We start from the raw sequence: 18,647 nt of genomic DNA, 5'->3' as shown, positions 1-18,647 counted from the left end.
CATTGAGGAGTCACCGTGGCCGTCTCGGTCTTCGACCTGTTCTCGATCGGCATCGGCCCGTCCAGCTCCCACACCGTGGGTCCGATGCGCGCGGCGCGCATGTTCGCCCGCCGTCTGCGCAACGAGGGTCTGCTGGACTCCGTCGCCGCCGTGCGCTGCGAGCTGTACGGCTCGCTCGGCGCGACCGGCCACGGTCACGGCACCCCGAAGGCGGTGCTGCTCGGTCTGGAGGGCGCCTCCCCGCGCACGGTGGACGTGGAGGGCGCGGACGACCGGGTGGAGCAGATCAAGGCGGCGGGCCGTCTCCGTCTGCTCGGCGAGCACGAGATCCCGTTCTCCTTCGACGACGACCTGGTCCTGCACCGCCGCAAGGCGCTGCCGTACCACGCCAACGGCATGACCCTGTGGGCGTACGACGCCTCGGGCGCCGAGCTGCTCACCAAGACCTACTACTCGGTCGGCGGCGGCTTCGTCGTGGACGAGGAGGCGGTGGGCGCGGACCGCATCGTGCTGGACGACACGGTGCTGAAATACCCCTTCCGCACGGGCGACGAGCTGCTGCGCCTGACCAAGGAGACGGGTCTGTCGATCTCCTCCCTGATGCTGGAGAACGAGCGCGCCTGGCGCACGGAGGAGGAGATCCGCGAGGGTCTGCTGGAGATCTGGCAGGTCATGCGGGCGTGCGTCCAGCGGGGCATGTCCCGCGAGGGCATCCTCCCCGGCGGTCTGCGCGTCCGCCGCCGCGCCGCCGTCTCCGCCCGCCAGTTGCGCGCCGAGGGCAACCCGCTGGCGCACGCCATGGAGTGGATCACCCTCTACGCGATGGCGGTCAACGAGGAGAACGCGGCGGGCGGTCGCGTCGTCACCGCCCCCACCAACGGCGCGGCCGGCATCATCCCGGCGGTCCTGCACTACTACATCAACTTCGTCCCCGGCGCCGACGAGGAGGGCGTGGTGCGCTTCCTGCTGGCGGCGGGCGCCATCGGCATGCTCTTCAAGGAGAACGCCTCCATCTCCGGCGCCGAGGTCGGCTGCCAGGGCGAGGTCGGCTCCGCCTGCTCGATGGCCGCGGGCGCCCTCGCCGAAGTCCTGGGCGGCTCCCCCGAGCAGGTCGAGAACGCCGCCGAGATCGGCATGGAACACAACCTCGGCCTCACCTGCGACCCCGTCGGCGGCCTCGTCCAGATCCCCTGCATCGAACGCAACGGCATGGCCGCCGTGAAGGCCGTCACCGCCGCCAAGATGGCCATGCGCGGCGACGGCGCCCACATGGTCTCCCTCGACAAGGTCATCAAGACGATGAAGGAGACGGGGGCGGACATGAGCGTGAAGTACAAGGAGACGGCGCGGGGCGGGCTGGCGGTGAACATCATCGAGTGCTGAAGGAAGAGGCAGTGAACAGCACATTTCGCGCTATCACGGGCTTACCTGCCTACACGACGAAAGTCCCGGAGCATACCTCACCACAGACACTTCGATCGGCCCGCTCCCCCACCGTTGCCCGCCTCCGCTGCACTGAAAGGCGTCCAGGATCTGATGTTAAATCAGATTGACGTCTGGGCTTTGGAACCGACCTGGTACAACTCGGCTCCCGCGAGTGGGGAGGGGAGCGCATTCATCAGACTTCAGGCAAGCCGAGAGAGCGCCGACGCCAATCAAGCCAAGCGCCCTGCGGGGCACACTTGAGCCGCTGGGGAGTCAGCAAGACCGGAGAACAAGCGGGGCCTAGGACCGATCGGGTCTTCAGCCGCCAGCGCCATGAACCTCAGTCAGGGTGATGTAGCCGCTGCGCTCCGCCCTCCCGTCGAGAGGCCCTCGAAGAGCAGGGTGAGCGCAGACTGGAGTTCCTTGCCGAGCGATGGCGATCCTTCAGCACCCGCATCACCGCCCCAGCGATACAGAGCACCGAAGTAGACGTCTCGCAAGATGTATCCAGCATGGAGGGCAGACACGCCCTTGGACATGCTTCCCTCTTCTTGCCCGGCCGCGATGATGTCGGTGAAGATCTGTGCGACATAGGGCGTCTCCGACAGCGGGCGCCCAGCCTTAACCCAGGCGTTGAGCATGGGTACGGCCACGTGCCGCTCGTCCACGTTCATGTCGGCCAGGATAGCCATGCAGCGCCTGAGTCGACTCACCGCATCCATGCCCTCGACAGGTTCGCTCCCGCTCATGGCCTCTTCAAGCATGTGGCGCCGACGTTCACCCCAGGCACTGATCAGGTCTTCCTTGCGCTGAAAGTAGTTGAAGAACGTGCCGCGCGCTACGTCGGCGTGCTCGGCGATCTCGTCGATCGTGGTCTTGTCGTAGCCCTGCTTGGCGAACAGCGCCAGGGCACTGGAGTAGAGACGTTCCTCGATTCTCCGCTTGTTCCGTTCGCGGCGGCTCAGTGACGTCGCTGTCTCTGGCTGATGCGTCGGCATGGGGATCTCCGGGTGCTCGCCTCAGGAAGGGGAAACTAGAGTACATGTATATCCTGCCGTCTAAAATGGGGCGACTGGACTGCCGGTCTACAGGGCGTTGAGCGCCAGGCTTGCCTCCAACGCGTCGAGTGTGTCGTTCCCGAGCAGCCGTCCCGCGGAGATCTCGATGCCGCATTCGCGGCGCAGCTGCTGTGACAACCGCACTGCCATCAAGGAGTCAAGCCCCCAGTCACGCAAAGTCCGCCTTCCGTCGAGTTGGGTGGCCTCCATTCCGAGCAGCGCCGCCGCTCGTGTGCACAGCGCGCCGTGCCCGACCCCTCCCGCCTGTTCGTTCCGTGTGTCCACGCTTTTACGGCCGCGTTGCGGCGAAACGCCCTCTGCAGCTGACAACCTTCGGACCGCGGCTGCCGCCTGCGGGCCGGTCACAGACGGCAGATTCGGCTGTGCCGTCAACCTCCCCGGTCGCGCGATGCGTTTGACGCCCTGCACGGCATGGCCCAACCATGAGCGAACGGGCATCACTGCAGGACTCGTGATGGCAGCGTCGACCAGGTGCGGAAAGTACCGTCTGAGGCGGATACCCGAGAACCGGGCCAGCACGGCCCCATCCCGGGAAAGCACAGTGGCCTCGCCCCGCGCCTGATCCGTGCCGGGAATAGGGGCGAGTGAGCATACCGTCCAGAACTCATCGGGCAGGTCGGCGTACAACTCCACGCGCCCAAAGCCCAGGGGCACATAGATGTCGCCGCTTGGCAACCCCCGGCCTACGGGCCTGGCCGCCAGCAGTGGCTGCAGCGCGCTCTCCCACGCGGCGGTCAGTGACACCTTGGGAGCTTGCATCCGGGCTACCGCCTCACCGTCGCATCGCCAGAGCTGCTCCACCGCCTCGAACGCTTGGCTGATCTCGACGCCCAGCCGGATGGCACCCGCACGGAATGCCGCCTTCGAGACGTACTGTCGGCAGCGTGCGAGCGCGCGGTCCACAGCGAGAGGAGCCATGAGCGCACAGCCGCTGTCGACCTGCTCCAGCCGCGCGGTCAGGCACCGTATCTCTTCCTCGGTACGGTTGTTGTAGGCGGTCATAGTCACAGCCTGTGTGCCATCCGCGTCGGTGTTGAACGCCGTCATACGCAGCATTAGGTCGTCGGCGTCAGCGAGATCGACCACCCGATCACCGAACAAGACGTCACTCAGGGCGAACATTTGTCCTGGTGCGGCCTCTTCAGCGAAGCGGAGCAGCATGGCTGCGTACACGACCGGCGGAACCGGAGTCATGCCCCCCAGACGCACTCCTCCACCCCAGTCGGATATACCTAGTTCAGAGAACGGGACCTCGCTGACCCGGCCCGGGGCACGGAGTGCTGGAGTCAGCCGCGCAGGAACGTGGCGGAAGTCGGTGCCGTCCCAGGGGTAAGTGGGCAGAGGTACAAGCCGGTGCTCGCCACGGTACCAACGGTCCCAATGCACGACGCCGCCTGCCGCGAAGAACCGCCCCACCGCACAAGCTAGTTCCTCCTCCTCCGGCCAGTGCCGGCGCAGTGAGGAGACTGCAGCGCTACCGTCCACCGCAGTCAGCGTCTCCTCGATACCCGTCACGAGCACCGGATGTGGACTGACCTCGACAAACACGCTGCCTTGTTCCCGGGCAAGGGCGTCGACCGTGCCGGTGAACAGCACCGGTTGGCGCAGATTGTCCGCCCAGTAGGGCGCGTCGAGTTCCGGGCCCGACACTGCGGCGCCCTTCACTGTGGAGATCAGCGGGATGGTGACGGCTCTTGGAGAGAGGCCAGCGAGCTGGGCAAGCAGATCGTCGCGCAACTCGTCCATGAACGGCGAGTGTGAGGCGACGTTGACCTTTACCGGGCGGCACAGAACGGCACGCTCACGGAGTTCCTGGGCGATGCAGGCCAGGACGGTCGAGGTACCCGCAAGGACCGTCGAGGTCGGGGCGTTCTCCGCCGCTACGCAGACAGCATCGCCATACTGCGCAACGAGGCGTCTAGCGTCATCTCCGGAGAGCTCGGTAGCCAGCATGGCACCCCGGCCCGCAGTGCGCAGCATCAGCCTGCTTCGGCGAGTGATCACCGCCGCAGCATCCGCGAGCGAGAGAGCTCCCGCCACGTGGGCTGCTGCCACCTCGCCCATACTGTGCCCCATACAGACGTCGGGATCGATCCCGCGCTCGCGCCAGGCTGCAGCCAGGGCCACCTGCACGGCCCACAGGGCGGGCTGCACGCGCTCCACATCGGAGGGGAACTCTGTTTCCACGGTGTGCAGGAACTCCACAACAGACCAACCGAGTTCGGCCCTCAATGCACCGTCGCATGCGTCCAGTGCGGCACGGAACGCCGTGGAGCGCTCATAGAGTCCACGCCCCATGCCTACCCACTGCGAACCCTGCCCAGGAAAGACAAAGACCGCCCGACGCGGTGCCCCGAAACAAGCCTCTCCAATGCCACCCTGAGCGACAGGGCGCCCCTCCGTCAACGCCCGCAACTTGTCGGCCAGGTCGTCGTGGTCGTCACCCACGACCCATAGCCGGTACGGGTGCGCCTCACGGCGCAACGCCATGGTGGCGCACAGATCTCGCAAACCGCTGTCGCGGCCCGCGCCGCCCGGAGAGAGGTACTCGGCATAGGCGCCAGCGAGCCGGAGCAGAGCTGCACGAGACTTTGCGCTGATTATCAGCAGATGAGGTCCATCGGTCGGGTCGTTGGAGGGCAGCGCTGCACTGGTCTGCGCGGTGGCGGTCTTCAGGACGGCAATGTGGCTGCCGTTGCCCCGGTCCGGCGGGCTGCCATCAGCGATCCGGGCCTCTTCGGGAACATACTCGGCCACTACGACGTGCGCATTGGTCCCGGACAACCCGAAGCAGCTCACGCCCACGAATGCTCGGTCACCGCTTCGCGGCAAAAGACGATTCTCCCGCACCAACTCCAGGGGCAGCGCCCCGTTCCTAAGCAACGGGTGAGGCTCGCTCTGGTGAAGGGAGGCGGGGACCACTCCGTGGCGGACAATGAGAACCGACTTGATCAAGCCTGCAATGCCAGCAGCAGCCTCCGCGTGACCGATGTTGGTCTTGACTGACCCGATAAGCAGGGGCCGGTCCGGGCTCCGCTCCTGAGCGACGGCGGCAGCCAATGCCTTCAGCTCGACACCGTCTCCAACAGGCGTTCCCGTGCCGTGCGCCTCCACATAGTCGAGTCGGCCAGGGGTGATGTGCGCACTGCGGCATGCCTCTCGGAGCATCTGAACCTGTCCGTCCACCGAGGGCTTCAGGAGCAGACCACTACCCCGACCATCATTGGTGACCGCGCTACCCGCCAGCAGGGCGAGCACAGGGTTGCCCTGACGCAGTGCGTCGGACAACCGCTGCAGGACTACGACGCCGACGCCCTCGCTACGTACGAAGCCGTCGGCGTCCGCAGAACCGAAGCGGCACCGTCCGCTGGGAGAGAGCATCGCACCCTGCGAGTAGGCGATGGCGTCGTAGGGGGAGAGGATGACGTTCACGCCGCCCGCGATGGCGAGGTCGCTTTCCCCACACAGCAGGCTCTGCCGTGCGGCGTGTACGGCGACCAGCGACGAAGAGCAGGCGGTGTCAAGGACAACGCTGGGGCCACGCAGGTCGAGCGCGTATGACACCCGCCCCGCCGTCACCGCGCGCAGCCGACTGCCGGCCACTGAGCGGACGTCGCGCTCAAGAGCCGACGGCCCGTTCTCCCCATACTCTGCGGTCGCCTGGCCAATGAAGACACCGGTCCGGCTGCCCGCCAGACCGGACGGCAGGATATGCGCCGCCTCGAGCGCCTCCCACACGATCTCCAGCAGGACCCGCTGCTGCGGATCCATTCCTCGCGCCTCAACAGGCGCGATCCCAAAGAAGGCCGCATCAAACCGGAACACATCGTCAAGAAAGCCACCATGCCGGGAAACCGTTCGACCAGGGACGCCCGGCTCAGGAGCGTAGTACGGCGTGATGTCGAACCGGTCCGCGGGAATCTCAGTGACCGCATCGGTCCCGCTCGTGAGCGAGGCCCAAAACTCCTCGACGCCCGCCACACCGGCGAACCGGCATCCCATGCCCACCACCGCCACTGCGGTGTCCTGTACGCAGACCGAACCGTTCATCCCAGCTTCCCCCTGATCCAGATGGAGTTCAAAAATGAATCTGGGATCAGTTTTGTGCTCCCAGTCACGCTTAGCGTGCAGTCCAAAATGATCAAGCGTGTATCAGATTTTGACTAAGTGTTGGCAATGGATGCCCCATGCCGCGATCAAGACCACCGGATAAGTCGGGATCAAGCAGGGCTTCTCGGGGCGACTGCACGGCTCCCATGCCGCCTTGTGGGCCAACATGCACTCGTGATTATTCTTGAACCGCAATCCACATATGAGTCAGAGTTTAGGCTCTGAGAGGGCGTGGCCAGGGGGGATGACCGTATGGATTCCGGGGCGAACACAAAGATCAGATTCATCGCCGTGGGCGGGCACGCGCTGCTGCGGGGTGCACTGTGCACCCTGCTGGCCCATGAGGAAGACCTGGTGGCTATCGGCCAGGTGCCGGACGGAGAAGCCGCCGTGGAACTCGTCGATCACCGTCGGCCCGATGTGGTGCTGTTGGACGTGGAGCGACCCGGAACCGAGACGGTGCGGCTGGTGATGAGGATGCGGGACTCGAGTCCGAGCACCCGCATCATCGCCATGACTCGCTGCGTGGAACTTTCGTTCCTGAGGGCACTCGCCCGCGCGGGCGTATACCGGTGCCTGTCAAAGGAAACCACGTACAGCGTTCTGATCAGCGCCCTGCGGGGGGAAGCGCAGGAACGCGCGAGCGTAGCGGTACCGCTCGCGGGTCTCACCCCCCGCGAGGCCGAGATCATGGGGTTCGTCGCCCAAGCCCTCAGCAATCGCCAAATCAGCCGGAAGCTCGCGATCGCCGAGGACACCGTGAAGCGGCACCTGCACAACGCATTCAAGAAGCTCAATGCTCGGTCACGCCTGGAGGCGGTGCAGCGGCTCTACGGGGGACTCACGCAGTCCGGCCAGTCGGTTTCCCGCGCTACACAGCATCATGTCGGGGCCGAATCCGGCCCCGACATGATGTGCCGTTGAAGTAACCGTCAGCGTGTGCTGCCGCCGACCACCTCAGCAGCGGCTTACGGCAGCACACGCTTGGCAATGTTCAGCGCGTTCATCACGCGCGGCACACCCGCATAGGCTGCGACGTGCGTTAGCAGCGCGATGATCTCGGTCCGGGTGGCACCGGCCCGCAGTGTCGCGCGCAGATGCAGTTCCAGTTGCGGCTCGCAGTCACCAAGCGCGACCAACACTGCGAGTGTCGCCAACTGGCGTGTGCGCAGGTCAAGTTCCGGGCGTCCGACGATCTCGCCGAAGACGTACTCCACGATGGTGTGGCCAAACCGCTCGTCGAGCGAGGCGACACTCTGGACAACGGTTTCGGGATCGATCCCCAGGGATCGCATGACTTCAGCACCGTGCTGCTCACGATCGCTGATACACGGCAAGTCGGTGCTGGCGCCGGACAGCACCTCCTGACAGCCGACGGGCGTGATCATCTTCTTCCTCTATCCTGTACTTGAGATTTTTCTCCGCCACGCTGCGTCACCGGGTGACCGGCATGATCGACGCGGGGTAGCGCTCACCCGACACGGCGTCCGGGGTGAAAGCCTGGTCGAGGGCCGCCAGATCGTCCGCCGTAAGTTCGACGCGTGCGGCCGCAAGGTTCTGCTCCAGGTACGTCGGCCGACGGGTGCCGGGAATCGGTACGATGTCGTCTCCCTGGGCAAGTACCCACGCCAGAGCAACCTGGGCCGCTGAGACGCCGTGATCGTCGGCCACTTCCTCCAGCACGGGCAGCAACGTGAGATTAGCCTCCAGTTCGCCCTTGGCGAAGCGCGGATTGGCAAGCCGGAAGTCGCCCTCGTCCAAAGTGGCAGTGCTGCGGACCGTACCGGTGAGAAATCCACGACCAAGTGGTGAGTAAGCAACGAGTGCGATACCCAACGCCCGACAGGCGGCGAGCACCCCGTCGTCGACGACGTTACGGGTCCACAGCGAGAATTCGCTTTGAACGGCGGCGATCGGGTGGACGGCCTGGGCGCGACGCAGTTGCTGCGCGCTGACCTCGCTAAGCCCGATGTGGCGCACCTTCCCCTCCCGTACGAGCTGGGCCAGCTCGCCGACAGTCTCCTCGACCGGGGTCACCGCGTCGAGGCGGTGCACGTAGTAAAGGTCGATCGTCTCCACTCCGAGGCGCCGCAGGGACGCCTCGCAGGCTGCGCGGGCATAGACCGGGCTGCTGTCGTTCCAGCGGCGGCCGTCCGCCCGCCGGATGCCGAACTTGGTGGCGATAAAGGCGTCATTACGACGGCCGCGCAAGGCTCGGCCGACCAACTCCTCATTGCGACCGCTGCCGTACATGTCCGCGGTATCGAGGAGGGTGACCCCAGCGTCGAGCGCCGCGTGGATCACTCGCACCGACTGCGCATCGTCGGCAGGACCGTAGAAATCGCCGCTCATTCCCATGCAGCCGAGCCCCATCAGCCCGACGACCGGACCATCGGCTCCGAGCCTGCGGCCCGGGCCGATGAGTCGCCCCGCGCTGGTCGTTTCAGATGCCATGAAGCAACTTGTCCTTCCTGGTGGGTGCTAGGTTCTTTGGGGGTACGGTGATCCAGGGCACCCCTGTGCGCGACGGATTAGCGCGCGGTGGTGACAAACTCCTGAAAGCTTGCGTTCTGAAGCTTGAGCTGCGCATGGATGTCGCCGCCAAGGCCAAAGAATCCGATGGCCCCGCCGTAGTTCTGCTGATAACTCATCCAGAGCAGAACAATATTCACGATTCGTCGCGGGCCTGGAGCGCCAGGAGCCGGGAACGGGTTCGGCAGGACCGCCTGGTAGCTCCCCTTACCAGCCGAGTCGGCCATGAACACGTTAGGGATGCCGAGCGGTCCCGGCCTGAAGGGGCCGGCAGGAACTGGGGCCAGGTCGTGCTCCCGCAGGGACATCACGGTGTACATACTGTTGGGGATGAGACCGGAGAACTCGAAGCAGAACTCCACATCGTGTCCGCCGTTCACCGTGGCGACCTCGAGCCATCCCTGCGCCTGCACCCACTGCCCCAGTGTGACGGGCTCCGTGACCCGGCGACCGTCCTCAGGACGCAGGTCGGGAATCGGCACTTCGTGGAAGGGATAGCTGGGTCGTTGCACCGAGTGGGCCTGCGGGCACTGGTCAGGAGCGAACAACATCGGGTAGTTGTTGCAGGGCAGCGGCAGAGGCAGCGTGTACAGGACCATGTCCCTGTCTGCCGGAGAAAGTTCGGTCGGCAACTCCCGCACGACCTGGTACGGAACATTCTGGCCATGCTGCGGAAGTAGGCTCGCGGGAGAGACGATCGCTGACCCCCACTCGGAGCAGACCGAGTCGTCGGGACCGGGCCGGTTGACCCTGCCGATGACGACGAAGTCGCCGTCCGCGTTCATGACCTCGCTGGGCGGATAGGTTGGCCCCTGTGTGGTTAGGCTGAGCTGGTACGTCTTCGCAGTCATCGTCTCAGGCCTCGATCCGGGCGTACGTCTTCGTGTACAGACCGCCCTCGCCGCCCTGAGGGATGATGTACTTCTCGCGCACCTCGGTGAGGATCGCTTCGTACGCCGGCGTCTTGAAGACGCCGTTGTGCTGGGACGGGTCTACCGAGAACCCGGCCACGAACAACACGCCGGGCTCAGTGCTCAGCAACGAGTGGTAGGCGAGGAACACCTCGGATTCTTCGGCGCTCCGCACGGTCTCGAAGATCGTGCGATCCCGCCATTCCCGGTACTCTTCCAGGACCGGCGGCTTCACCTCTACCCGGCGAAGCTGGACGTACGTGGTGTCGGGAAGCGCAGTCGAGCAATCCTTGGGCGCCTCCACGAACTCGTGGACATGTCGACGGAAGTCGCCCACCGCGAACGGTGCGACAGCCTCCCACTGCTCCCGCGCATCCCGCCGAAGTCGGCCGAGGTCTTCGTCGCCAGACAGTGGCCGCAGTTCCAGCAGCGTACTGTCCTCCAGCGAACGGTAGAGCGCGCGCCCGTCCTCGCACCGAGAATGCAGCTCCAGCCAACTCTTGACAGCACTGTCCGACTCGGTTTCCTGCACCGCGACTTCGGTGACAAGCAGCAGACGTGTGGGCATGGTGACACTCACTCCTCAAGTAGGAAGGATGGGAAGAGGAAGGGAGAGCGGGGAAAGCAGGAGTGCCGCACTGTCCGCAAGGGGACTGCGGCCACCAGGGCCGCTCAACTGTTCTGCAGCGCGGTCACGGCCGACCCAAGCGGCGAACGTTCCGACGGGCTGAAGCAGTCGACACGGACCCGCTCCCACACCCCGCCCATGCGAAACGGGTCGGTGGCGAAGTACCGCTCTACGGCCTCGCGGGCAGGTGCCTCTACGACGAAGACACTGCCGACCGCCTCGCCGGTGCCGTCCACGGTCAACGGACCGTAGAGGAGCGGCCTCACGGGGCCGCCCTCGCGCAGCCGACGCGAGTGGTGCGGTCTCAACTCCTGGCGCCGTGCCGCCGCTCCCGGGGCATCCACGCAGTGGACAACCCAGAGTGATGCGGTCATCGTGCGACGGCCGATGCAGTCACAGCGGCCTCGGACAGGGCCGCACGCACTGCCTGCCGGGCTGCCATCGACTCCTGTTTGACCGCCACAGCCTCCGGGATGACCCGGATGACGGTCTCGAACTCGGCAGCTATCCTGTTATCTTGACGGATAATCAGAACACAGTCGACCGACGAGCCGATCGGCGAAGCGTCGCCCTGGTGCGCTAGCCGGAACTCGATCGTCGCGGGCAGTGGGAAGACGAAGCTATGAAACGCTGAGCGGATAGAGCCGATGACGAACCGGGTCGGCCCCTGACTCGTCAGCAGAAACTGCTCAACGACGACTGTCCAGGTCTGCCGCGCGGCCTCGAGCAGGGTCACCGCGGGAATATGTTGGCCTGTCAGGTGATCTTCCAGCACTTCCACCCGCTGGTCTAGCAGCAGGGGCGCCGTATAGAGGCCCGGTCCGGTCGGCTGTACGGGCCCGATAAGGACGTTCTTGGCCTCGTGCTTGTGGGTCAGTCCGCGCTCCACGGGCAACGGAACATCCGCTCCAGTACGCTCTCGTAGCTCGCGCAGCTGGTCAGCGCTGAGACCCTGACCGACGACAATCGATTGCCCTGCCGTAAGGTCTCCGGAACGCAGTGCATCGAGCAGGTCGGTGACAGGCACAGTTCCCGCGTTCCCGAGGAACTCCTTGAACCGATCGCCCACTACTGCGCGGACACTGGAGTTCTGCCGCATTTCTGTCTCTCCTTGGTGAATCGGTGCCCGTGGACCGTCAGACGGCTATGGACCGGGACAGGGCGGAGTGGTATGCGTCGATGAAATCATCGAAGGTACGGACGTCGGATATCAGCAGGTCCTCGGCAAACGGGTCCACGCCGATCTCCATCTCCAACTGGATGATCAGTCGAGCGATCAGTAGGGAACTCAGGCCAAGATCGGTCAGCGAGCGGTCACCGGGGATGTCTGCGTGTTCAATCCCAGCCTCTTCAAGTAGCTCCGTAACGGCCTCGAGGACGATGGACCGGGTGGTGTCGTGGCTCAGCATGTAATTCCTCCGTCGATGACGATGGACTGTCCGGTGATGAACGACGCATGTGGTGAGACGACGAACGAGACGGCGTCGGCAATCTCGTCGATCGAAGCGATCCGACCGAGGGGGGTGCGTCGTTGGATGCGTTCGCGGTTGGTGTCGGTGACGTTGGTGGTCAGATCGCTCTCAAAGAAACCCGGTACGACCGAGTTCACGCGGATGTTCATGGGCCCCAGTTCACGGGCAAGCGCTCGGGTCATACCATTCAGGCCAGCTTTCGCTGCGGCGTACACCGCGACGCCGCGATAACCACGGATCGCATTGATTGAGGAGACATTGACGATCTGACCCTGGCCCCCGAGGCTCATCACCCGGGCGCATGCCTGAGTGAGGACGATAGGACCTGTCAGGTTGGCAGTGATGCCAGCGGCAATGCGCTCGGGACGCTCCGTGAGAAAGAGCTGCTGACCGTCCAGTACCGCCGCGTTGTTGATCAGCAGGTCGATCCGGCCGAACCTGCGGGTGACATCCCTGACGAACTGCCGCAGCGCCTTGAAGTCAGTGAGATCGGCCTGGTCCCACAGGAAATGTTCCGGTGCGGTCGCGGCAGTCTTCTCCACGAACTCGCTGGGGGAACGACTGAAGGTCGCCACGGTCCAGCCGTCGGTCAGCAGCCGCTCCACGAGCAGGGCCCCGAGCCCGCGGCTGCCCCCACTGACCACCGCCACCCGTCGGCCCGGAGGACGCCCGCCAGCATCGTCCGTCATGCCGCGCTCCTGATCTTCTTAAAACGATCGGAGTGTTGGGCCCGGGTGGACACTTCGACGACAGCAGGTATTTTGAATGGCTCCAGTTTCGCCGCGCAGTGGCTGCGGATCCGACGGGTCACCGACCGACTGTCCTCCGCCTCGGCGAGCAGCACGGTCGCCTTGACCACCATGCCGGTGACATGGCTGGGAAAACCGCTCACGGTGACCTCGGCGACGTTGTCGACATCGAGGATCACGCTTTCGACTTCACTGGGATACACCTTCTCCCCGCCCACGTTGATGATCTCGGACCGGCGCCCCAAGATGCGTATCCAGTCGCCATCCGTCTCCACCATGTCCTGGGTGTTGAAGTACCCCTCGGCATCGAACGGCACGGGGGCGTTGAGGTAGCCGAGCATCGCCATCTCGGAGCGAATCCACAGCACTCCGTCGATGATCTTGTGATCGAAGCCGGAATTACCCAGCTTGACCCAAAGAGTGTCGTCGCTGCGGGATTTGGTTGGCAGGATGCCAAGCTCGGACAGGCCGTACGTCTGCTTGAAGCGCACGTGCGGGAGCTGCTCCTTCAGTCGCTGAAGTGTGCGCAGCGGCATCGGCTCCGTGCCGTAAGTGATCAGTTGCAGGGAGTCAGTCGCGAACCGCTCGACAGCCCCGGCGAGCAGCACCATGTTGAGAAATGTCGGCGTGGTTGGCAGCACCTCAACCCGATGGTTGCGGATGGCCGCGAAGACGGTGTCCGGTGTGCGCTCGGGAACCGTGACCACGGTGCCGCCCTGGCACAGAGTGTGCAGCAAGGTGTTGATTCCGCCGATGTGGTCCAGACTGAGGAAGGACAGGATGCGGCGGGGAGTGCCGCCTGCCCGGTAGCGACCGAGAACCTTTACGAAGTCCAGCACTGATGCCTTACTACGCCCGGTGGTGCCGGAACTGAAGAGCACCAGACCGGGGCGCCCGGCCGTACGCAGATGTGCGTAGAGATCGTGGTTGGCGCGGCGGCCGGTCCGCAGGAGGCTGCGCTGCCCCTCCGGGCCCAGCACGATCGTGGTCTCGACCTCGGCCACGTCCAGGAACTCGTCGCGCTTGGCATCGGGCAGGACGGCGAGCGGCACGATGACGGCCCCCCGCTCGATCAGCGCGAGCAGCCCAGCACAGGAAGCGGGCGAATACGGGCCCTCCAGCGTCACCACGTCGCCGGCCTGCACCTGGTGACCATCCAGGAAGGCCCGCCAGTCGACCACCAGGTCGATAAGCTGCGCATAACTGACGGTTGCACCGTTGAAAACTATGGCGTCGGCGTTGCCGAATTTCTCCAGTTCGATCAGCGGGGAGATTTCCACGGATTTCCTCCGACCCTTGGCTTCTGGAGATAAATCTAGGGTCGTGGAATCGCTAGGACAACGCCTCTTTTAGAGCGCCGAAATGTCTATGCGCTCTTGGGTACCCCAACTATCGAGAGAAACAAGAAAAAAGCTGTTCCTCCATTGGCGCGAAGGAACAGCTCGGAAGGATCTCGGACCGGGTGAATACCCGTCGGGTATCAGGTGGCCGGCTGCTCGTCGGTATCCAGTGTCTCGACGGCGGCCGAGGGTGGTGGCATCGCCACGGTCCGCGGTGCGTGTACGTCGCGGGACGACACAAAGACACCCAGGGTGACCAGGATGCCGGCGCCGATCTGGAGCAGGGTCACCGACTGGCCCAAGACGAACGAAGCGAGCACGGTGAAGACCGGTACCAGATGAAAGAAAACCGCGGTGTCGGCCACGCCGATGTGACTTACACCGTAGTTCCAGAAGACGTATGCGAGGACGGTCGCGAGCACTCCAACGAAAGCCAGGGCCGCATACACACCAGCCGGAAGGTGGGCGAGGACGTGCGGGGTAGGCCGCGGACTGACCAGTAGCGCGGCTACCCAGAGTCCAGCGCAGCCCATGATCGTGGTGAGAGCGGTGGTCACGACAGGGGTGCTGTTCTTGACGTACCTGCCGCCCAGGATGGAATACAGCGCAAGACAGGTGGTCGCACCCACACACAGCAGGTCACCGATGTTCGGCGGCTCCAGCCGCTGCACCGAGCTGCTCAGAATCAAGACGGCGACACCAGCGAAACTCACCAGGGTGCCGATCTTATGTCCCCGGCTGATGCGTTCGCCGTAGCAGACGCCCGCGATCAGAGCGGTCACCAAGGGGTTGGTGGCCTGGATGAGCGCGCCGTTGGTGGGCGAGGTGTACTTCATTCCGAAGAAGAACAGGACGTTGAAGACCACGACACCGATAAGCGCCATGCCCAGGAGGGGACGCCAGCTGGTACGCATCGCCCGCAGCACGGTATGCCGCTTGATCGCCAGCACGCCGATCACCAGGACGGACGCGATCGAGTACCTCAGCGCGCCTCCAGCCGGAGGTGAGAGATAGCGCACCGAGTAGTTGACTAGATTGAAGGTGGCACCCCAGAACAGCGCCGACAGGGTCAGCATGAGGTAGATGATCTTTTTGTTCACGGCGTTCTCCAGATCGCGAGACGGTGAGTCAGCCCAGGACAGCCACTTGGGCGAAGGAGCCCGTCTCCGCGGGGAGCACGGGCCAGCCCAGCCGTGCCGCGTGGTCGGCCAACACCGCGTCGTGCCCCCCGATCACGTGCGGACGGCCGAGCAAGCGGAGCATTCCGAGATCACTGGAGTGGTCACCGTAGCCAGCGCAGTCGGCGCCGTCGACGCCCAGCCGGGCCAGAGTCTCGAGCACTGCGTCGGCCTTGGCATCGCCGATCATCGGACGTCGCACCTCGCCGGTCACTCGCCCCTCCGCATCCAAGAGCGGTTCGGAACACAGCACAATGTCCGCGCGCAGTTCCCGGGCCAGTGGGTCAAGGCACCCGAGGAACGAGCCGGAGACCAGCACCGTCGTGTCACCCGCACCGGCATGCCGCCGCAGAGCGTCCACGCTTGCCAGCACGAACGCGTCAGGGCGGTGCCGGTAGTTGTCGTACCAGTCCTGGCCGGCGGACAACAGGTCCGTCCACGAAGTCCCTGCGAACCGGCGGTAGTACGCACGGTTGACCTCCGGCCGTGGGACGCCCTCAGACCACATGCCCCGAAACGCGGCCATCGCACGCTCGTAGTCGCTCTCGTCGCCGCCGTTTCGAAGGAGCCAGAACCGCAGGAAGTCGAACATGCTCTTGACTCCGATGAGCGTCTCATCGACGTCGAAGAAGGCAGCTCGCGGGAGGGTACGCATGACGGGATGTCGTCCCTTCGGGAAGTGACCGGACCCGCTCGACGTTAATGGCCGACACGGTCAGCTTGCGAGGAAATGCAACCAAGGTGGTAGAGGCGACTCGCGAAGCATGGTCCGGCAGTGCGGTTAGGGCGTACTCAGACCGATATTCCGGTGAGGTATACCAGTTCGGCCACGCTGAAAGCAGCGTTGACCGTCCGATGGCACCGAACCTAGTGTCTTGACGTACCCACTCGTGAAGAATCTTTCTCATGGGAAGTGAGGGATGGAAATGTCCCAGCAGAATGCCGGCACCGTCGCTGAGGAGTTCTGGGCCAAGCTGCAGAGCGGCGATCGTGAGGGTGTGCTGGCCATGCTTCCGGACACACTGGACTGGTTCGTCCCTGGCAACCCCGAACTTGTGCCATGGGCTGGTCGGCGGACCAGCAAGCAGGAGATCCGGCAGTTCCTCGAAATGCTGGGGGGAACCATGAAGCCCGAGGTGAACAAGGTGGAGCAGGTCATCTCCGAAGGGCCACACACGGTCGTTACGGGGTACTTCGAACACCGGTGCCGCGCCACCGGCAAGGTCTTTGCGTCGCCCTACGCCTTGCGCCTGACGGTCAAGGGCGGCCTGGTTACCAACTACGACATCTACGAGGACACCCAAGCCCTCGTCGACGCGCTGCGCTGACGCCCATCAGCCCGGCGCGCCCGGGCCGCTCCACGCCCGGTCGCGGGGCGCGGCGACCTACCGCCACGCCCCGCGGCAGCTGAACTCCTTTTCCAGGTGGCCCGTTGAACCATGCATCCGATGCTGTCCCGCACCCCGAACCAGCCACTGGCAGCCTCCCCCATCGCCAAGTGCGCCTCGGAGATCACCTCACCTATCTTCTTGACCGTCCCGCCGAACACCCGTCGGGCAGCACCCCGCTTGTCCTGGTCCACGCGCTGGGTCTGGATCGCCTCATGTGGGCACCCGTCATTGGTCGGTTGCCCGCAGACCGCCGGATCATCGCTTACGACGTACGCGGCCACGGCCGGGCGGCAGGTGCTCCCCCCGCGCCAGACTTGCACGCCCTCGCCGACGATCTGGCACAGCTTCTCGACGAACTCGGCATCGAGCGGATCGGATTGGCAGGCTTGTCCATGGGCGGTGCCATTGCCCAGACCTTTGCTGTCGACCATCCCGACCGCCTCACGGACCTGTACCTAGTAGCCACCGCCGCGACCCCTCAGACCGCCTATCTCCAGCGCGCAGCCGAAGCCGAGGAATACGGCGTCGGCGCCCAGCTACCGACCACCCTCGATCGCTGGTTCAGCCCGGCCTTCCTGGCTGCGGAGTTCGCGCCCGTGCGCTACGCACGGGCGTCAGTGCATCGAGCCAATCTCGCCGACTGGTGCGCAAGTTGGCGGGCACTCGCTCGTCTTGATACCAGGCTCGCGCTGTCCAGACTCGGTGTGCCCACCCGGGTGATCGCGGGTGGGGACGATCCATCGACGCCTCCCGCGATGATGCAGGACATCGCCCGCGCCATCCCCGGCGCCGACTTCGTGGTGATCCCCGGTGTACGGCACCTGATCAGTCTTGAGGCTCCGGACCGCTTGGCCCGGCTATTGACCCCAGACTACTGAGGTTCAAGGCGCTACCACTTCGGTGGCAGAAAGCGCGGCCGGAACCAATTGTGCGGCTAGTTTTAGCGCCAGCTGAACTAGCCGAAAGGGAAATTCTGTGCCCAGTCGCGTAGATACGGTTTACATTCAGCATTCGGTTGATCGTTCGGTTGACATATCTCTCTCGATAAAGAGCGAACGAAAACGGATTGAAATCCTTACGATCCTACAGAACTTGGAGCAGAGCGGCCCTGTTGGCAACATCCAGGTGTCCGACGATCCCGTGATAGCGGTAGCCGAGGCTGCGTCAGCCCCCGGCCGCATCGCCCTCGTCGCACTCGCCGACCTGGTCGGATCACCGTCCTTCCCGCAGGAACTCACAGCACTAAGGCGGCTCGACGCGCTGATACTCGTCACCAAGGACGATGTCGCTTCTCTGCGACAATTCCCGGAGCTGCCGGGAATCGGCTATCTGGGCCCCGACGAACTGACCTCAGACGGAGTGCGCGAGGCCCTCTCCCGGATGGCTGCAGGTGAACCGCCCGTCCCTACCTGGCTGGTACATGACCTGCTCGCCGCGTGGCGGGCGGCGCCGGAGGGCCGACCGTCCCCCCGACTGACCCGACGGGAGCAGCAAACCCTCGTCCTCCTAGTCGACGGACTGAGCAACAAGCAGATCGGACGGCGTCTCGGTATCTCAGACCACGGCGCCAAGCGCCTGGTCGGCAACATCCTCGCCAAGCTCGACTGCCCGAACCGCACCGCGGTCGCCACGCTGGCCGTACGGGACGGCCTGTACGAGCAGTGCGTACGCAACGTCTTGCCCGCTGAGCGAAACATCTGAGGCGCAGCGCCGAGTGTGGAACATCAGAGAAGGGCCTCATCACCGTGAAAATCTATTCGACTGCAACATTTCCTGGCAATGGTCAGCACTCCAGCGACCGAATGGCGCTTAGGCCGATCGCCGAAGCGGTT

The 18,647-nt window shown here is 64.8% G+C and carries 18 protein-coding genes; 5 read left to right on the top strand and 13 right to left on the bottom strand.

The window, feature by feature from the left end:
* Positions 1-15 precede the first annotated feature (15 nt).
* Positions 16-1,383: an L-serine ammonia-lyase gene (locus B079_RS0104740; protein ID WP_018544633.1), complete on the top strand. Its 1,368-nt coding sequence runs from the start codon at positions 16-18 to the stop codon at positions 1,381-1,383.
* A 386-nt stretch (positions 1,384-1,769) separates the two neighbouring features.
* Here the strand turns inward: B079_RS0104740 and B079_RS0104735 are convergent, their stop codons facing one another.
* Together B079_RS0104735 and B079_RS31350 are read right to left on the bottom strand one after the other, a co-directional pair.
* Complete coding sequence (locus B079_RS0104735; protein ID WP_018544632.1) at positions 1,770-2,423, bottom strand: TetR/AcrR family transcriptional regulator; 654 nt, start codon at positions 2,421-2,423, stop codon at positions 1,770-1,772.
* Positions 2,424-2,510: 87 nt separating this feature from the next.
* Positions 2,511-6,554 carry a type I polyketide synthase gene (locus B079_RS31350; RefSeq protein WP_051094948.1) on the bottom strand — a complete coding sequence of 1,348 codons (4,044 nt, stop codon included), beginning with the start codon at positions 6,552-6,554 and terminating at the stop codon, positions 2,511-2,513.
* Between the two features lie 312 nt (positions 6,555-6,866).
* Between B079_RS31350 and B079_RS31345 the strand changes: the two genes are divergently transcribed.
* Positions 6,867-7,538 (top strand): LuxR C-terminal-related transcriptional regulator, encoded by a 672-nt coding sequence (locus tag B079_RS31345; protein WP_018544631.1) that lies wholly within the window; start codon positions 6,867-6,869, stop codon positions 7,536-7,538.
* Between the two features lie 44 nt (positions 7,539-7,582).
* Here the strand turns inward: B079_RS31345 and B079_RS0104720 are convergent, their stop codons facing one another.
* The 11 genes from B079_RS0104720 to B079_RS0104670 all read right to left on the bottom strand — a co-directional run bounded on the left by B079_RS0104720 (position 7,583) and on the right by B079_RS0104670 (position 16,079).
* The gene (locus tag B079_RS0104720; RefSeq protein WP_018544630.1) at positions 7,583-8,002 is read right to left on the bottom strand and encodes a carboxymuconolactone decarboxylase family protein; all 420 of its coding nucleotides are present in this window, start codon (positions 8,000-8,002) and stop codon (positions 7,583-7,585) included.
* Between the two features lie 46 nt (positions 8,003-8,048).
* Entirely contained in the window at positions 8,049-9,068 is a 1,020-nt protein-coding gene (locus tag B079_RS0104715) for an aldo/keto reductase (RefSeq protein ID WP_018544629.1), read from the bottom strand.
* A gap of 77 nt (positions 9,069-9,145) precedes the next feature.
* A complete protein-coding gene (locus tag B079_RS0104710) occupies positions 9,146-9,997 on the bottom strand; it encodes a hypothetical protein (protein ID WP_018544628.1) in 852 nt (283 codons plus the stop codon).
* 4 nt (positions 9,998-10,001) lie between these two features.
* Complete coding sequence (locus tag B079_RS0104705) at positions 10,002-10,625, bottom strand: hypothetical protein (protein WP_018544627.1); 624 nt, start codon at positions 10,623-10,625, stop codon at positions 10,002-10,004.
* 104 nt (positions 10,626-10,729) lie between these two features.
* Positions 10,730-11,059, bottom strand: a complete 330-nt coding sequence (locus tag B079_RS0104700; RefSeq protein ID WP_037801103.1) for a YciI family protein — start codon at positions 11,057-11,059, stop codon at positions 10,730-10,732.
* The gene (locus B079_RS0104695) at positions 11,056-11,784 is read right to left on the bottom strand and encodes an AfsA-related hotdog domain-containing protein (protein WP_018544625.1); all 729 of its coding nucleotides are present in this window, start codon (positions 11,782-11,784) and stop codon (positions 11,056-11,058) included. The genes B079_RS0104700 and B079_RS0104695 overlap by 4 nt, the downstream gene beginning before the upstream one ends.
* Before the next feature lie 37 nt (positions 11,785-11,821).
* Complete coding sequence (locus B079_RS0104690; RefSeq protein ID WP_018544624.1) at positions 11,822-12,094, bottom strand: acyl carrier protein; 273 nt, start codon at positions 12,092-12,094, stop codon at positions 11,822-11,824.
* Positions 12,088-12,846: an SDR family NAD(P)-dependent oxidoreductase gene (locus B079_RS0104685; RefSeq protein WP_037801101.1), complete on the bottom strand. Its 759-nt coding sequence runs from the start codon at positions 12,844-12,846 to the stop codon at positions 12,088-12,090. Before B079_RS0104685 ends, B079_RS0104690 begins: the two co-directional genes overlap by 7 nt.
* Positions 12,843-14,186: a class I adenylate-forming enzyme family protein gene (locus B079_RS0104680; RefSeq protein WP_018544622.1), complete on the bottom strand. Its 1,344-nt coding sequence runs from the start codon at positions 14,184-14,186 to the stop codon at positions 12,843-12,845. Before B079_RS0104680 ends, B079_RS0104685 begins: the two co-directional genes overlap by 4 nt.
* A 200-nt stretch (positions 14,187-14,386) precedes the next feature.
* Positions 14,387-15,346, bottom strand: coding sequence for a DMT family transporter (locus tag B079_RS0104675; RefSeq protein ID WP_018544621.1), 960 nt, complete (start codon positions 15,344-15,346; stop codon positions 14,387-14,389).
* A 28-nt stretch (positions 15,347-15,374) separates the two neighbouring features.
* Complete coding sequence (locus B079_RS0104670) at positions 15,375-16,079, bottom strand: HAD family hydrolase (protein ID WP_018544620.1); 705 nt, start codon at positions 16,077-16,079, stop codon at positions 15,375-15,377.
* Between the two features lie 271 nt (positions 16,080-16,350).
* Between B079_RS0104670 and B079_RS31340 the strand changes: the two genes are divergently transcribed.
* From B079_RS31340 to B079_RS35715, 3 genes are all read left to right on the top strand, one after another.
* Positions 16,351-16,752, top strand: a complete 402-nt coding sequence (locus B079_RS31340; protein WP_158684941.1) for a nuclear transport factor 2 family protein — start codon at positions 16,351-16,353, stop codon at positions 16,750-16,752.
* Positions 16,753-16,922: 170 nt separating this feature from the next.
* Complete coding sequence (locus B079_RS31335) at positions 16,923-17,693, top strand: alpha/beta fold hydrolase (protein WP_078495832.1); 771 nt, start codon at positions 16,923-16,925, stop codon at positions 17,691-17,693.
* Between the two features lie 214 nt (positions 17,694-17,907).
* Positions 17,908-18,516, top strand: coding sequence for a helix-turn-helix transcriptional regulator (locus tag B079_RS35715; RefSeq protein WP_018544617.1), 609 nt, complete (start codon positions 17,908-17,910; stop codon positions 18,514-18,516).
* Positions 18,517-18,647: the final 131 nt, after the last annotated feature.

The organism is Streptomyces sp. LaPpAH-108, assembly GCF_000373625.1.
In the GTDB taxonomy this organism is placed as follows: domain Bacteria; phylum Actinomycetota; class Actinomycetes; order Streptomycetales; family Streptomycetaceae; genus Streptomyces.
The sequence above is the reverse complement of the archived record's forward strand: the minus strand, read 5'-3'. Positions and strand labels throughout refer to the sequence as shown.

Bases quoted from the DNA above. Each gene is read 5' to 3' on its own strand.
- B079_RS0104735 (WP_018544632.1), bottom strand. From the start codon at position 2,423: ATGCCGACGCATCAGCCAGAGACAGCGACGTCACTGAGCCGCCGCGAA.
- B079_RS31350 (WP_051094948.1), bottom strand. From the start codon at position 6,554: ATGAACGGTTCGGTCTGCGTACAGGACACCGCAGTGGCGGTGGTGGGC.
- B079_RS31345 (WP_018544631.1), top strand. From the start codon at position 6,867: ATGGATTCCGGGGCGAACACAAAGATCAGATTCATCGCCGTGGGCGGG.
- B079_RS0104720 (WP_018544630.1), bottom strand. From the start codon at position 8,002: ATGATCACGCCCGTCGGCTGTCAGGAGGTGCTGTCCGGCGCCAGCACC.
- B079_RS0104715 (WP_018544629.1), bottom strand. From the start codon at position 9,068: ATGGCATCTGAAACGACCAGCGCGGGGCGACTCATCGGCCCGGGCCGC.
- B079_RS0104710 (WP_018544628.1), bottom strand. From the start codon at position 9,997: ATGACTGCGAAGACGTACCAGCTCAGCCTAACCACACAGGGGCCAACC.
- B079_RS0104705 (WP_018544627.1), bottom strand. From the start codon at position 10,625: ATGCCCACACGTCTGCTGCTTGTCACCGAAGTCGCGGTGCAGGAAACC.
- B079_RS0104700 (WP_037801103.1), bottom strand. From the start codon at position 11,059: ATGACCGCATCACTCTGGGTTGTCCACTGCGTGGATGCCCCGGGAGCG.
- B079_RS0104695 (WP_018544625.1), bottom strand. From the start codon at position 11,784: ATGCGGCAGAACTCCAGTGTCCGCGCAGTAGTGGGCGATCGGTTCAAG.
- B079_RS0104690 (WP_018544624.1), bottom strand. From the start codon at position 12,094: ATGCTGAGCCACGACACCACCCGGTCCATCGTCCTCGAGGCCGTTACG.
- B079_RS0104685 (WP_037801101.1), bottom strand. From the start codon at position 12,846: ATGACGGACGATGCTGGCGGGCGTCCTCCGGGCCGACGGGTGGCGGTG.
- B079_RS0104670 (WP_018544620.1), bottom strand. From the start codon at position 16,079: ATGCGTACCCTCCCGCGAGCTGCCTTCTTCGACGTCGATGAGACGCTC.
- B079_RS31340 (WP_158684941.1), top strand. From the start codon at position 16,351: ATGTCCCAGCAGAATGCCGGCACCGTCGCTGAGGAGTTCTGGGCCAAG.